The organism is Streptomyces sp. HmicA12 (assembly GCF_000373565.1).
In the GTDB taxonomy this organism is placed as follows: Bacteria; Actinomycetota; Actinomycetes; order Streptomycetales; family Streptomycetaceae; genus Streptomyces.
The window spans coordinates 521,417-535,277 of record NZ_KB891797.1 but is presented as its reverse complement, the minus strand read 5'-3'; the positions used below and the strand labels follow the sequence as shown (position 1 = coordinate 535,277).

Annotated in this window: 16 protein-coding genes; 1 reads left to right on the top strand and 15 read right to left on the bottom strand. The window is 67.7% G+C overall.

The features are described 5' to 3' along the window. Positions 1 to 27: 27 nt before the first annotated feature. Both rpsI and rplM read right to left on the bottom strand, forming a co-directional pair. On the bottom strand, positions 28 to 549 hold the full coding sequence (rpsI, locus tag B072_RS0102670) for a 30S ribosomal protein S9 (protein ID WP_018528376.1): 522 nt from the start codon (positions 547 to 549) through the stop codon (positions 28 to 30). A gap of 44 nt (positions 550 to 593) precedes the next feature. Continuing rightward, positions 594 to 1,037 carry a 50S ribosomal protein L13 gene (gene rplM, locus B072_RS0102665; RefSeq protein ID WP_026245381.1) on the bottom strand — a complete coding sequence of 148 codons (444 nt, stop codon included), beginning with the start codon at positions 1,035 to 1,037 and terminating at the stop codon, positions 594 to 596. A gap of 309 nt (positions 1,038 to 1,346) precedes the next feature. Between rplM and B072_RS0102660 the strand changes: the two genes are divergently transcribed. Then, positions 1,347 to 2,198 carry a hypothetical protein gene (locus tag B072_RS0102660; RefSeq protein WP_026245380.1) on the top strand — a complete coding sequence of 284 codons (852 nt, stop codon included), beginning with the start codon at positions 1,347 to 1,349 and terminating at the stop codon, positions 2,196 to 2,198. A 19-nt stretch (positions 2,199 to 2,217) separates the two neighbouring features. On the opposite strand, the gene B072_RS0102655 is transcribed toward B072_RS0102660, so the two are convergent. The 13 genes from B072_RS0102655 to secY all read right to left on the bottom strand — a co-directional run bounded on the left by B072_RS0102655 (position 2,218) and on the right by secY (position 13,822). Further along, complete coding sequence (locus B072_RS0102655; RefSeq protein WP_018528373.1) at positions 2,218 to 3,828, bottom strand: ArnT family glycosyltransferase; 1,611 nt, start codon at positions 3,826 to 3,828, stop codon at positions 2,218 to 2,220. Further along, entirely contained in the window at positions 3,825 to 4,859 is a 1,035-nt protein-coding gene (locus B072_RS0102650) for a glycoside hydrolase family 26 protein (protein WP_018528372.1), read from the bottom strand. Before B072_RS0102650 ends, B072_RS0102655 begins: the two co-directional genes overlap by 4 nt. Continuing rightward, entirely contained in the window at positions 4,859 to 6,445 is a 1,587-nt protein-coding gene (locus tag B072_RS0102645) for a glycosyltransferase family 2 protein (protein ID WP_078506253.1), read from the bottom strand. The genes B072_RS0102650 and B072_RS0102645 overlap by 1 nt, the downstream gene beginning before the upstream one ends. A 194-nt stretch (positions 6,446 to 6,639) precedes the next feature. Further along, complete coding sequence (gene truA / locus B072_RS0102640) at positions 6,640 to 7,494, bottom strand: tRNA pseudouridine(38-40) synthase TruA (RefSeq protein WP_018528370.1); 855 nt, start codon at positions 7,492 to 7,494, stop codon at positions 6,640 to 6,642. A gap of 82 nt (positions 7,495 to 7,576) precedes the next feature. Beyond that, positions 7,577 to 8,074 (bottom strand): 50S ribosomal protein L17, encoded by a 498-nt coding sequence (gene rplQ, locus B072_RS0102635; protein ID WP_018528369.1) that lies wholly within the window; start codon positions 8,072 to 8,074, stop codon positions 7,577 to 7,579. Positions 8,075 to 8,157: 83 nt separating this feature from the next. Continuing rightward, a complete protein-coding gene (locus B072_RS0102630; protein WP_003966937.1) occupies positions 8,158 to 9,180 on the bottom strand; it encodes a DNA-directed RNA polymerase subunit alpha in 1,023 nt (340 codons plus the stop codon). A gap of 115 nt (positions 9,181 to 9,295) precedes the next feature. Continuing rightward, entirely contained in the window at positions 9,296 to 9,700 is a 405-nt protein-coding gene (rpsK, locus tag B072_RS0102625; protein WP_003948617.1) for a 30S ribosomal protein S11, read from the bottom strand. A 64-nt stretch (positions 9,701 to 9,764) separates the two neighbouring features. Next, positions 9,765 to 10,145 (bottom strand): 30S ribosomal protein S13, encoded by a 381-nt coding sequence (gene rpsM, locus B072_RS0102620; protein ID WP_018528368.1) that lies wholly within the window; start codon positions 10,143 to 10,145, stop codon positions 9,765 to 9,767. 213 nt (positions 10,146 to 10,358) lie between these two features. Then, positions 10,359 to 10,472: a 50S ribosomal protein L36 gene (gene rpmJ, locus B072_RS0102615; protein ID WP_003974245.1), complete on the bottom strand. Its 114-nt coding sequence runs from the start codon at positions 10,470 to 10,472 to the stop codon at positions 10,359 to 10,361. Between the two features lie 59 nt (positions 10,473 to 10,531). After that, on the bottom strand, positions 10,532 to 10,753 hold the full coding sequence (gene infA / locus B072_RS0102610) for a translation initiation factor IF-1 (RefSeq protein ID WP_004927214.1): 222 nt from the start codon (positions 10,751 to 10,753) through the stop codon (positions 10,532 to 10,534). A gap of 160 nt (positions 10,754 to 10,913) precedes the next feature. Continuing rightward, the gene (gene map / locus B072_RS0102605) at positions 10,914 to 11,750 is read right to left on the bottom strand and encodes a type I methionyl aminopeptidase (RefSeq protein ID WP_018528367.1); all 837 of its coding nucleotides are present in this window, start codon (positions 11,748 to 11,750) and stop codon (positions 10,914 to 10,916) included. Positions 11,751 to 11,861: 111 nt separating this feature from the next. Continuing rightward, positions 11,862 to 12,509 (bottom strand): adenylate kinase, encoded by a 648-nt coding sequence (locus B072_RS0102600; protein ID WP_018528366.1) that lies wholly within the window; start codon positions 12,507 to 12,509, stop codon positions 11,862 to 11,864. Beyond that, complete coding sequence (gene secY / locus B072_RS0102595; protein ID WP_018528365.1) at positions 12,509 to 13,822, bottom strand: preprotein translocase subunit SecY; 1,314 nt, start codon at positions 13,820 to 13,822, stop codon at positions 12,509 to 12,511. Before secY ends, B072_RS0102600 begins: the two co-directional genes overlap by 1 nt. Positions 13,823 to 13,861: the final 39 nt, after the last annotated feature.

Below are 13,861 nucleotides of genomic sequence, written 5' to 3'. Positions count from 1 at the left end.
ACGGGAAAAACAAGCAGGCAGCGAGATTTAGCGCTTGCTGTACTGCGGGGCCTTGCGGGCCTTCTTGAGACCGGCCTTCTTGCGCTCGACCGCACGGTCGTCACGCTTGAGGTAACCGGCCTTCTTGAGCGCCGGGCGGTTGTTGTCCACGTCGGCCTCGTTCAGCGCGCGGGCAACACCGAGGCGCAGGGCGCCGGCCTGGCCGGAGACGCCGCCACCCGAGATGCGGGCGATGACGTCGTAGCGGCCGTCGAGCTCGAGCACCTTGAAGGGCTCGTTGACTTCCTGCTGGTGGACCTTGTTCGGGAAGTAGTCCTCGAGCGTGCGCCCGTTGACCTTCCACTTGCCGGTGCCGGGCACGATGCGAACGCGCGCGATGGCGTTCTTGCGGCGGCCCAGGCCGGCGGCCGGCTGCGGGTCACCGAAGCGGGCGGGGTTGGACTCCGAGGTGTACTCGCCCTCGACAGGGGCGTCCGACTCGGTGGTGTAGCTCTCGACGTCGACGATCTCGGTCTCTTCGACCGGCGTCTCGGCAGTGGTCTCGGCCACGATGCTCCTCAGATTCTTTTCTGTCTTAGGGGGTGTGGCCGGAACTACTGCGCGACCTGGGTGATCTCGAACGGCACCGGCTGCTGGGCAGCGTGCGGGTGCTGGTCGCCCGAGTAGACCTTCAGCTTCGAGAGCATCTGACGGCCGAGCGTGTTCTTCGGGATCATGCCCTTGATGGCCTTCTCGACGGCCTTCTCCGGGTTGTTCGCCAGGAGGTCGTCGTAGCGCACGGAGCGCAGACCGCCCGGGTAACCGGAGTGGCGGTACGCCATCTTCTGGGTCTTCTTGTTGCCGGACAGGTGAACCTTGTCCGCGTTGATGATGACGACGAAGTCGCCCATGTCCATGTGCGGGGCATAGGTCGGCTTGTGCTTGCCACGGAGGAGGTTCGCGGCAGTGGTGGCCAGACGGCCCAGGACGACGTCCTGCGCGTCAATGACGTGCCACTGGCGAGTCACATCGCCGGGCTTGGGGCTGTACGTACGCACTTCGCAGCCTTCTTCTTCAGTAGATGGGTGCTGAGACATGGCATCACTGAAGCGATCGTGCAGCTGGGGACGACAGTGGCCGGGGAGACTCCCGTATGCCGTCCACTGGTAACTGCTCCAGGGAACCTACGTAAGGGCCTCTCGCCTGAGAACGACCAGGCCGATACGCATAACGACTAGGCAGAATACCTGCGGTGCCCCGTACGGGTCAAAACGCGCTCCGGCTCCGCCTCGGCCGAAGCATCCAGCGTAACCCGTCGGCGGCGGACCCTCCCCAGCCCCTCATGTGCCCCGTCTAAGATGCGCCCCATGAGTTTTGGGCAGGGGGGACCCTCGTGGGGGCCCGGTGGCACCAGTGACAACGGAAACGCCCCGGACTGGGCGGCGCTCGCCGAGGCCTCCGAGGCACGCGCGCGCAAGAGGCGCTGGCTGATGATCGGCGGTGCCGTCGTCGCCACGCTCGCCGTGGGATCGGCGGTGGCCTGGGGCATCGTCTCCACGAACAGGAGCAACGACGCCGGGAACAAGCCGGCCGACCAGCTGCCGAGCTCCGCGGACATCCCGAGCGAGGAGAAGACGGACCAGCCGTCCTTCGCCTCGACGTCCGCGCCGCCGCCGCTGGACCCGAACGACTTCATCGACAGCGCCGCCAAGGACAAGGCCCCGCTCGGCCCGGACACGCTCTTCCCCGGCAAGACGCTCACCATGGGTGACCGCGTGTACAAGAAGGGCGCCACGAGCAGCACCAAGGACTGCGCCTCCGCGGCACGGAAGGGCCTGGCCGGCGTCCTGAAGAAGAACGGCTGCACCGAAGTGATCCGCGCCACCTATTACAAGGACGGCTCGGCGGTCACCATCGGCGTCGCGGTCTTCGACTCCAAGGCGCAGGCACTCAAGGCCAAGGACGAGTACGAGGACGGCACGGTCGTCTCGCTGCCCGGCGCCGGGGTGCCCACGTTCTGCCGTACGACGGTGTGCCGCACCACGGCGAACTCCTGGGGCCGCTACACGTACTTCACCAACGGCGGCCGCACCAACGGCACGGACGCCACCAAGAAGGACACCGTGATGTTCGCCCTCGGCGACGATCTCCAGCAGTTCACCTTCCAGCAGATCAAGCAGCGCGGCGAGGCGCAGGCCTCGGCGGCGGCGAGGGGCTGACGGCAAGGCCGGGGGCGCGTCAGGAGGTCTTGATCCAGATCCGGTACGTGCCGGTGCCGCTGGAGTTGGTGAACGGCAGGTCGCCCAGCAGGCGGTAGTGCGCGTTGCCCTTGATCGCGGCCGCGACGATGTCGTCGACCCGCGGGTTGGTCAGCCCGTCCAGGACGATCAGGTCGAACTCGCCGTCGCGCACCGCCGACCGGTAGGCGTCGTCCCCGGCGTGGTACCGGCCCTTCTTGTCCGAGTACTCCATGCCGAAGACGCTCTGCCACTGCCGGTGGCTGGTCTTCGCGCGCAGGTAGTACACGGGCACTTCGGGCGTCGAACTCAGGTAGTGGCCATGGGAGTTCACGTGTGGGGAGATCGTCCTGATCATCCGCGTGGAGTCGGGCCACAGACCGAAGCGCCAGTCCGCCTGCTGGATGCCCAGGCAGAGCACGGCCGTCCACAGCAGGATGCCGAGCTGCGGATGGCGGAAGTGCGCTCCGACCAGCCGGGTCAGCCCGACGCCCGCCATGGGCGCCGCGAAGAACAGGCCGAAGCCGATGTGCTTGTACAGCGAGACGACCGTGGCCAGATGGATCTGGTAGGCGGGCGCCAGCAGCGCGGTGCCGCACAGCAGCAGCCCGAGCAGCAGCCGCCAGCACCGGCCCGGATTGCCCAGCCTGCGGGCGAGCGGCGACTCGTTCATCCGGCCGCGCCGCACGTACGAGACCGCGCCGCCGACCGCCGTGAGGAACATCAGGCCGCCCCACTCGGCCGACTGTTCCAGCAGCCGGCGCGCGCTGTCGGTGCCGTGCGCACGGTCGGTGGTGGTCTGCCGGACACCGGCGAGCAGATCGGTGGAGTACGCGCCGGCCGCGAGCAGTGCGCCGATGCCGAGCGCGAGCAGCACGGCGCGCAGGATCGCGGATCCGGCGCCGCGCTTCGGCCACGCCGTGAGCAGCGCGAGCACCACGATCGTCGGCAGGTACAGGGCGGACGCGTACTTCACGCCGACGGCGAGCACGGCGACAGGGGTGGCGAGCAGCGCCGCGACGGCCGGCAGCCGGTCGGTGCGCACCACGATCCAGGTGGCCAGCGCCAGCAGGAACAGCGCCATCGCGTCGTACGTCGCGTAGTGCCCCATGACGATCGTCGACTGCACGACGGCGAACAGCCCGGCCGCGGCGAGCGCCGTCCGCTCGTTGAAGAGCCGGCGCGTGATCGCGTAGAGCAGGCCGGTGGTGCCCAGCATGAGGGCGAGGCTCAGCGCGCGGGCGCCGGCCAGCCCGGCCTTCCCGTCCACCACGGCCGCGAGCACCGGGTACAGCTGCGGCGAACCCGAGAAGTAGGCCGCGTAGTCCTTCGGCAGCGGCGTCCCGTGGAGCAGGTGGGCGAGCTCGGAGTGCCCGGCGGCCAGATACAGCGCCTCGTCCTGGAACGCCGTGTTGGACAGTCGCAGGGACAGAACGGCCTGGATCGCCATGATGACGAACAGCACGCCCCGGCCGACCCAGGCGCGGCGACCGCTGGCCGCCATGTCCCAGCCGGCCTCGGGCGTCTCGGGTATCTCGTAACCGGGCTCGGCAGGGACGGGGGGCGTCACGGTGCGCAGCGCGAACGTCGGGTCGTCGCCGCCCGGGGTCATCGCGGTTTCCGTACGTCGAAGCCGAACCGGTCGTCGGCGGCGAGCTTCCTGAACTGATCCAGCGCCGACGGATTCGCCTCCAGACGCCAGTCGGCACGCTTGTCGTAGTTGAACCAGATGAACCCGATGAGACTGTCGTCGCCCTCGACGCCGGCGAAGAGGTGGTGCACGTCGGCGCCGCGCCGCTGTCCGGGCTCCGCGGCCGTCTCCACCAGCAGCATCGGCTTCTCGGTGAAGGCCCTGATCTCCTTGATCGTCCGGCCGAAGACGGCGTCGAACGAGGTGGCATCGGGCCCCGCGAAGTAGCCGACCAGACCGACCCAGTCGACGTACTCGTCACCCGGGTAGTACGGCGCGAGCCGCACGTCGGGCATCGGGTTGACGACGTTCGGCGACCAGGCCCAGATCACGTTCGAGGCGCCGACCTCGGCGAACGTGTCGTGCAGGTGGCGCCAGGCGGCGACGTACTGCTTCGGCGTCGCGTGCTCGGTGCCCCACTTCTCCCAGGTGCCGTTCATCTCGTCGGCGAAGTCGATGACGACGGGCAGGTTCAGTTTCCTGACCGCGGCCGCGTACTCCTTCAGATACGTGTCCTGCTTGCCGGCCGCGATGTCGGCGAGGGTCGCGTCGAACGGCTCCCAGGACATCAGCGTCAGCGCGCCCGATGCCCAGGCGTTGCGCACCCCGGTGGCGTCGAAGCCGTCGCCCCAGGCCGCGTAGTACTCGATCAGGTTGGGCCGCTTGCCCGTCGTCCTCGTGTACGCGTCGACGGGCTTCATCGAGATCGGGGCGCCGTCGACGGCCGCGCCGAAGTACTTCTTGGCGGGCTTCAGCAGCGGGGACACGTCGTACGGGGCCTGCGCCGACGCGCTCGGCGCGCCCTCGCCGGCGCCGCCCTGACCCGCGCCGCCCGGCCCCCCGCCTCCCGTGCCCGCGTCGTGGTCGGCCGACGAGCAGCCGCCGAGGGCGAGCACGGCGGCGAGGACGAGCACCGTGCCGCGCAGGGCCTTGTGGATACGCCGGGCCACCATCAGACGGCACTCTCCGCTCGGGGCTGCACGAGGACCCGGCCCACGACGAGGGCGTAGAAGAGTCCGGAGGACAGGATCAGGACGAAGTCGGGGGCGTTCATGGTGGACATGCGCCACACGGCGGCGCCGACCCACAGCGCCGCGGTGCCGCCGCTCCAGGCCCACATGCCGACCCAGAACCGGCGGGTTCTGTTCTCCCGCGCGCCGGAGGAGCCGGTGGGCAGCCAGCCCATCCGGTTCCTGCGCAGGATGTCCCAGATGGCGAAGACGTGCGCCCAGCCGTACATCATGCGGGCCGCCCACGCCTCCAGGCGGTAGGGCGCCTTGTGCCACATCGGGAAGACGATCGTGGTGTAGACGATGCTGGGCAGCACCAGGGCCAGGTTCTCGATCAGGAGCTTGCCCGGCATGGCGAACAGCAGCACCAGCGGGATGACGGGGGCGGCGAAGGTGAACAGCGCCGTGTGGATGTAGTAGAAGAACCCGGACAGGTAACAGAGCCGGCTGGAGAGCTTGATCTTCCGCTGCCAGAACTTCCTGCTGCCGAGCAGGCTCATGGAGCCGGAGCACCAGCGGTACTGCTGGTTGAAGAAGGCGCTCGCGCTGTCCGGGCAGACCCCGGTGGACACGGCGACCGGCACGTACCTCAGGTCCCAGCCCAGGCCCCGCAGGTCGAACCCGGTGTGCACGTCCTCGGAGTGCTCGATGAGCGTCGTACCGCCGTTGGTCTCCAGGGCGGCCCGCCGGTACACGGCACAACTGCCCACGCAGATCGCTCCGTCGCTGCCCTGCCGGGACACCTGCACGGACCGGTAGAACAGCTCCTGCACCGCCCCGGCCCCGCGCTCGATCCAGTTCTGCGAGTCGAGGACGCGGAAGTACTGCGGCGACTGGACGATGCCGATGCGGGCGTCCGCCTCCGGGTAGGGAAGCAGTTCCTCCAGCAGATCGGCGCGCGGGGTGAAGTCGGCGTCCAGGATCAGGATGTACGTGCCGTCGGACCGCCCGAACCCGAAGTGCAGGTTCCCGGCCTTCTTGAACCAGCCGCGGTTCTCCCGGGTCCCGTAGCGGAATCCGAAGTCCCGTGCCATCGCGGCGAGTTCGGGGCTCGCCCGGTCGTCGAGCACGAACGGGACGCACACGCCCGGGTACCGGTCCGCCATCGCCCGCACATGCCGCCAGGTGTTGTGCAGCACCGCGATCGGTTCACCGCACACCGGCAGGAACACATCGACGGACGGGTAGGTCTCGGGCCGCCAGTTCCGCACCAGTCGCCGGTGCCGCTTGATGTCGAAGTCCCGGGTGAACCCGTTCACCCGCAGCGACACCAGGTAGTAGACGACGGTGAAGACGAGCAGCGGCGCGTACACCCACAACACCGGTGCGGAGCGGGCCAGTTCGACCTGGCTGACCGCCAGGCAGCCGAAGCTGATGAGCGAGCTGATCGTCAGGATCCACAGCCGCCGCCGGGTATAGGAGTACTTCTCCCGGTCCGACGGCGGCAGCGGCAGCAGCCCGAACTGTTGATGCTCCCGTCGGTGCGCGGCGCGGCGCCCGCCGGTCCGCACGGAACCAGAAGAACTCATGCCGGAAACCCCCCAGGCCCTTGCGGACCCGCGTCATCCCCGCCGCGCCCGGCCACCCCATTCGAACCCCTGGCCGAACTGCGGCAGTACAGCCGAGTTACCAGTGTCACATCCGAACAGGCGTGTTGCCCGAGGGTTTTGGCTCTTCTTTCCCTCCCCGTGACAACCGCCGACAGGTTTCGGCTGTCAGCGCGTCAGCAACATCCGGCGCCCGGCAGCGTCCGCTTGTTGCGCGCCTCGAGATTGCGCGCGGCCAGCAACTCGTCGGCCGGGTAACCGACTTCCTCCAGCGTCAGCCCGTGCGGCCGCACCACATGCACCGCGGAATCCCGCACCCCGGCGGCGAGTACCTTGCCCGGCCAGTCCGTCGGCCGGTGCCCGTCGCCCACGAAGAGCAGCGCGCCGATGAGCGAGCGCACCATGTTGTGGCAGAAGGCGTCGGCCCGCACGGTGGCGGTGATGATCCCGTCGTCCCCGCGCACGAGGCTCAGCTCCTGCAGCGTACGAATGGTCGTGGCACCCTCACGCCGCTTGCAGTAGGCGGCGAAGTCGTGCTCCCCCAGCAGCCCCTCCGCGGCGACGTTCATGGCCTCGACGTCCAACGGCCAGTCGTGCCACAGCACATGACCCCGCACCAGCGGATCGACCCCGCCGGGATGATCGGTCACCCGGTACGCGTACCGCCGCCAGATCGCCGAGAACCGCGCGTTGAACCCGCTCGGCGCCTCCGCCACGGACCACACCCGCACGTCCTTGGACAACCGCCCGGCCAGCCGCTTGAGCAGCTTCTCGCGGTGCTCGGCCCAGACGCTCTCCGGCAGATCCACGTGCGCCACCTGCCCGCGCGCGTGCACCCCGGCATCGGTCCGCCCGGCCACGGTCAGGTCGTACGTCACCGAGGACCGGGTCACCGTCCGCAGCGCGGCCTCGATCTCCCCCTGCACGGTCCGGCGCCCACTGGCCTGCTTGGCCCACCCGGAGAAGTCGGCACCGTCGTACGACAGATCGAGCCGCACCCGCACGAACCCGTCCGCTACCTCATCGCTCACAACAACAGTCCCTCGCTAGACAAAGGAAAAGCGGGCCCGCCCCCACAGGGACGGACCCGCTCAACACTCAAGGCGTGAAGCCTCAGGCGTCCTTGGACTCCTCGGCGGCCTCGGCCGGCTTGGCGTCCTCGACGACCTCGGCGGCCGGAGCGGCAGCCTCGGCGTCCTTGGCGGCACGCTTGGTGGCGGCCTCGGCCTCACCGGTGGCCTGCTGCGCGACCGTCAGGGCCTCGACCAGCTCGATGACAGCCATGGGCGCGTTGTCGCCACGACGGTTACCGATCTTGGTGATACGGGTGTAACCACCCGGACGGTTCTCGTAGCGCGGGGCGATCTCGGTGAAGAGCGTGTGGACGACGCTCTTGTCCGTGATGACCGTGAGCACCTGACGGCGGTTGTGAAGGTCGCCCTTCTTCGCCTTGGTGACCAGACGCTCCGCGTACGGGCGCAGACGACGGGCCTTGGCCTCGGTCGTCGTGATCTTGCCGTGCTCGAAGAGCGACTTCGCGAGGTTCGCGAGGAGCAGCTTCTCGTGCGCGGCGCTGCCGCCCAGACGGGCACCCTTGGTGGGCTTCGGCATGGTGTTTCTCCTAGGTGTCTGCCCCGGCCGTATCAGGTACCGGGGTCAGGGCCCCGCAGGCGGATTGCCTGCGGGCAGTCACATCAGTACTGCTCGGTCTCCACGAAACCGGCGTCCGCGTCGTCGTCGGCGCCGAAGGCGTCGGCGGCGGCGGTCGGGTCGAAGCCGGGAGGCGAGTCCTTCAGGGCGAGGCCCATACCGGCCAGCTTCGCCTTGACCTCGTCGATCGACTTCGCACCGAAGTTGCGGATGTCGAGCAGGTCGGCCTCGGAGCGGGCGACGAGCTCACCCACGGAGTGGATGCCCTCGCGCTTGAGGCAGTTGTACGACCGAACGGTGAGCTCGAGCTCCTCGATCGGCAGCGCCAGATCGGCGGCCAGGGCGGCGTCCGTCGGGGACGGACCCATGTCGATGCCCTCGGCGTCGATGTTCAGCTCACGGGCGAGACCGAACAGCTCGACCAGCGTCTTACCGGCGGACGCCATGGCGTCGCGGGGGCGCATGGCCTGCTTGGTCTCGACGTCGACGATCAGCTTGTCGAAGTCGGTCCGCTGCTCGACACGCGTGGCCTCGACCTTGTAGGTGACCTTGAGAACCGGCGAGTAGATCGAGTCGACCGGGATGCGCCCGATCTCCTGACCGACCTGCTTGTTCTGCACGGCGGAGACGTAGCCGCGACCGCGCTCGACGGTCAGCTCCATCTCCAGCTTGCCCTTGCCGTTGAGCGTGGCGAGGACGAGGTCGGGGTTGTGCACCTCGACACCGGCCGGGGGCGCGATGTCGGCGGCGGTGACCAGACCCGGGCCCTGCTTGCGCAGGTACATCACGACCGGCTCGTCGTGCTCCGAGGAGACGACCAGCTGCTTGATGTTGAGGATCAGGTCGGTGACGTCTTCCTTGACGCCCGGCACGGTGGTGAACTCGTGCAGGACACCGTCGATACGGATGGACGTGACCGCCGCACCCGGGATCGAGGAGAGAAGGGTCCGGCGAAGGGAGTTGCCGAGGGTGTAACCGAAGCCCGGCTCCAGCGGCTCGATCACGAACCGGGAGCGGAACTCGTCGACGACCTCTTCGGTCAACGAGGGACGCTGAGCGATCAGCATGAAGTGATTCCTTCAGTTCAGGGGCACCCACTATTTGATGCCCTGAGATACATCAAGGGTACGGGCGGCACGCCTCCGAAGAGCCGTACCGCCCGGAACCTAAGACAACCGTGCGTCAGACGCGGCGGCGCTTGGGCGGACGGCAGCCGTTGTGCGGCGTGGGGGTGACGTCCTGGATCGAACCGACCTCGAGGCCCGTGGCCTGGAGGGAGCGGATCGCGGTCTCACGGCCGGAGCCGGGACCCTTGACGAAGACGTCGACCTTGCGCATGCCGTGCTCCTGCGCGCGACGGGCAGCCGACTCGGCGGCCATCTGCGCGGCGAACGGCGTGGACTTGCGCGAGCCCTTGAAGCCGACGTGGCCGGCGGAGGCCCACGAGATCACGTTGCCGGTCGGGTCCGTGATGGACACGATCGTGTTGTTGAACGTGCTCTTGATGTGGGCGTGCCCGTGAGCGACGTTCTTCTTTTCCTTGCGGCGCACCTTCTTGGCAGCGCCCTGACGACCCTTGGGGGGCATGTCGTTCTCCTACGGGAGGTGGTCGGTCCTACAGCGAAGACCGCTGGTGAGCGTCCGCTGAGGACTACTTCTTGCCCGGCTTCTTCTTACCGGCGATGGCGCGACGCGGGCCCTTGCGGGTACGAGCGTTCGTGCTGGTGCGCTGACCGCGGACCGGCAGACCACGACGGTGGCGCAGACCCTGGTAGCAGCCGATCTCGACCTTGCGGCGGATGTCGGCCTGGATCTCGCGACGGAGGTCACCCTCGGTCTGGAAGTTCTGGTCCACGTACTCGCGGATCTTGACGAGGTCTTCCTCGGTCAGGTCGCGAACACGGACGTTGCGGTCGATACCAGCGGCGTCCAGCGTCTGCTGGGCGCGCGTACGCCCGATGCCGAACACGTAGGTGAGGGCGACCTCGATGCGCTTGTCGCGCGGGAGGTCAACGCCTTCAACGCGTGCCATTCATGGCTCCTGTTGATTTTCGGAGGTCTGCAGCAGAACCACTCCCGGCCGCCGGCCCCCCGAAGGGGAAGTGCGGTACGAACCGGGTCCTCAGCCTCCGACTGAAGGTGTCGCCCGAGTGAAGTGGATCCACCCCGGCGGGCTCTGCATATGTACTCAATGTGTTGCGTGCGTCGCGCGAAACTCTGCGAACGAACTGCAGTAAGTCTTGCGTCAGCCCTGGCGCTGCTTGTGGCGCGGGTTGTCGCAGATCACCATGACCCGACCGTGACGGCGGATCACCCTGCACTTGTCGCAGATCTTCTTGACGCTCGGCTTGACCTTCATGGGTGAGGTTCTCCGGGTCAGTTGCCGGCGGCCCGCAGAGATGCGGGACTGGGCAAGATCTACTTGTACCGGTAGACGATCCGGCCACGCGTCAGGTCGTACGGAGACAGCTCCACCACGACCCGGTCGTCAGGGAGGATACGGATGTAGTGCATACGCATCTTGCCGCTGATGTGTGCCAGGACCTGGTGGCCGTTCTGGAGCTCCACCCTGAACATGGCGTTCGGAAGAGACTCGACGACAGTGCCTTCGATCTCGATGGCACCTTGCTTCTTGGCCACGCTTCGCCCTTCGAATCGACTACCTTGATCGACTCTCGCTTCGCATGCGGACATGCCGATACACGAGAGCCGACGCGTCAGTCTACGTCAGTACCCCCGGAAAGACGAATCCAGGGATTCTGCCCCATCACGGAGATCGCTAAGCAGGCGGCTCGCCCAATCAGGCCAGCGGATCGGGCGCAGCGGTGATCCCCATCTCCGCGAGCTTCGCCCTGCCGCCGTCCGGAGAGGTGAGCACGAGCGGCCCCTCCTCCGTCAGCGCGACGGAGTGCTCCCAGTGCGAGGACCAGGTGCCGTCCGTGGTGATGACGGTCCAGTCGTCCGAGAGGGTCTCCGTCTTCGGGGTGCCGAGGGAGACCATGGGCTCGATGGCCAGGCACAGGCCGGGGACGAGCTTGGGGCCCTTGCCGCGGCGCCGCTCGACGTAGTTCAGCAGGTGCGGGTCCATGTGCATCTCGGTGCCGATGCCGTGGCCGCCGTAGTCCTCGACGATCCCGTACTTGCCGCCGCCCGGCTTGGGCTGGCGGCGGATGTACGTCTCGATCGCACGGGAGATGTCCACGAGCCGGTTGCCCGCCTTCATGGCGGCGATCCCGGCCCACATCGACTCCTCGGTCACCCGGGACAGCTCGACGAGCTCGGCCGAGTGCCCGGTACCCACGAAGCACGTGTAGGCGGCGTCGCCGTGCCAGCCGTCGATGATCGCGCCCGCGTCGATGGAGATGATGTCGCCGTCCTCGAGCACGACCTCGTCGCTCGGGATGCCGTGCACCACCACCTCGTTCTTCGAGGTGCAGATGGTGGCGGGAAAGCCGCCGTACCCCAGGAAGTTGGGCTTCGCGCCGTGCTCGGCGATGACCTTGCGGGCGACCTCGTCCAGGTCCTTGGTGGTCGCGCCGGGCACGGCCGCCTCACGGGTCGCGGCGTGGATCGCCGCGACGACAAGCCCCGCCTCCCGCATCTTGCGAATCTGGTCGGGGGTCTTGATCTGCACCATGGGGGCCTGCGCTCTCCGTCATCCGGTACTGGGGGTACGTACACCAACACTAAGGCCGCGGCACCCCGGACGGGGAACCGCGGCCTCAGCCACGTACTACGACAGGCGCCGTCAGCGGCCCAGGGCCTCCATGGCCCGCGCCGTGACGTCCTCGACCTTGCCCAGGGCGGAGATCGTCACGACGAGCCCCTGCTCCCGGTAGTAGTCGATGATCGGCTCGGTCTGCGTGTGGTAGACCTCGAGCCGCTTGCGCACGGTCTCTTCCTTGTCGTCGTCGCGCTGGTACAGCTCGCCGCCGCAGACGTCACAGACGCCCTCGGCCTTCGGCTGCTTGTACTCGACGTGGAAGACATGTGCCGACTCGTTTCGGCAGATGCGGCGGCCGGCGATGCGCTTGACCACCTCGTCCTCGGGGACCTCCAGGTCCAGGACCGCGTCCAGCTTCACGTCGTCCGCCTTGAGGGCGACGTCGAGCGCCTCGGCCTGCGAGACGTTGCGGGGGAAGCCGTCGAGCAGGAAGCCGTTGACGGCGTCCGACTGCTCCATGCGGTCCTTGGCCATCCCGATGGTGACCTCGTCCGGTACCAGCTGGCCCGCGTCCATGAAGGACTTGGCCTGCTTGCCGAGGTCCGTGCCCTGGCTGATGTTGGCACGGAAGAGGTCGCCCGTGGAGATGTGCGGGATCGACAGGTTCTGGGCGAGGAACGCGGCCTGCGTTCCCTTGCCAGCCCCGGGCGGCCCGACGAGGACGATTCGCATCAGCGGAGGAACCCTTCGTAATTGCGCTGCTGGAGCTGGCTCTCGATCTGCTTCACCGTCTCCAGACCAACACCCACGATGATCAGGATGCTGGTGCCGCCGAACGGGAAGTTCTGGTTTGCCCCGAAACCAACCAACGCCATCGTCGGTACGAGAGCGATCAGACCCAAGTACAGCGAACCCGGCCAGGTGATCCGGTTGAGCACGTAACTGAGGTACTCAGCGGTCGGTCGGCCAGCCCGGATGCCCGGGATGAAGCCACCATACTTCTTCATGTTGTCCGCGACTTCCTCGGGGTTGAACGAGATCGCCACGTAGAAGAACGCGAAGAAAACGATCAGGAGGAAGTACGTGACGATGTAAATCGGGTGATTTCCCTTGGTCAGGTGGTCGTCGATCCACAGCTTCCACGACGAGTCGCCGCCCGCGAACTGCGCGACGAGTGCCGGGATGTAGAGGAGGGACGAGGCGAAGATGACAGGGATCACACCCGCCTGGTTCACCTTGAGCGGGATGTACGTGGACGTCCCGCCGTAGGAACGACGGCCGACCATGCGCTTCGCGTACTGCACCGGGATACGGCGCTGGGCCTGCTCGACGAAGACGACCAGGCCGACCATGACGAGGCCGACCAGGATGACGGTGCCGAACTCGATCCAGCCGTCGGCCAGCGAACCGCCCTGCTTGATGGCCCACAGAGCGGACGGGAACGTGGCGGCGATCGAGATGAACATCAGGATCGACATGCCGTTGCCGATGCCCTTGTCCGTGATCAGCTCGCCGAGCCACATCATCACGCAGGTGCCCGCGGTCATCGTGATCACCATGGTGACGGTGATGAAGATCGACTGGTCGGGCACGATCTGGCTGGCGACCGGGCAGCCCTGGAACAGGGCGCCGGTGCGGGCGGTGGCGACGAGGCCGGTGCCCTGGAGGATGGCGAGTGCGACGGTCAGATAGCGCGTGTACTGCGTGATCTTCGCCGTGCCTGCCTGGCCCTCCTTCTTGAGGGCCTCCAGGCGCGGGATCACCACGGTGAGCAGCTGGAGAATGATGCTCGCGGTGATGTACGGCATGATGCCGAGCGCGAAGACCGTGATCTGGAGCAGCGCGCCACCACTGAACATGTTGACCAGGCCGAACAGGCCCGTGGTGGACTTAGAAACGTCCATGCACGTCTGGACGTTCGAGTAATCGATGCCGGGGATCGGCACATGCGCGCCGAGCCGGTAGATCACGATGATGCCCAGAGTGAAGAGCAGTTTCTTGCGCAGGTCGGGCGTCTTGAACGCCCGGGCGAACGCGGTGAGCACGGTGCCTCCTGCGACCCCCGCGCGCGTGCGCCAGAGGTG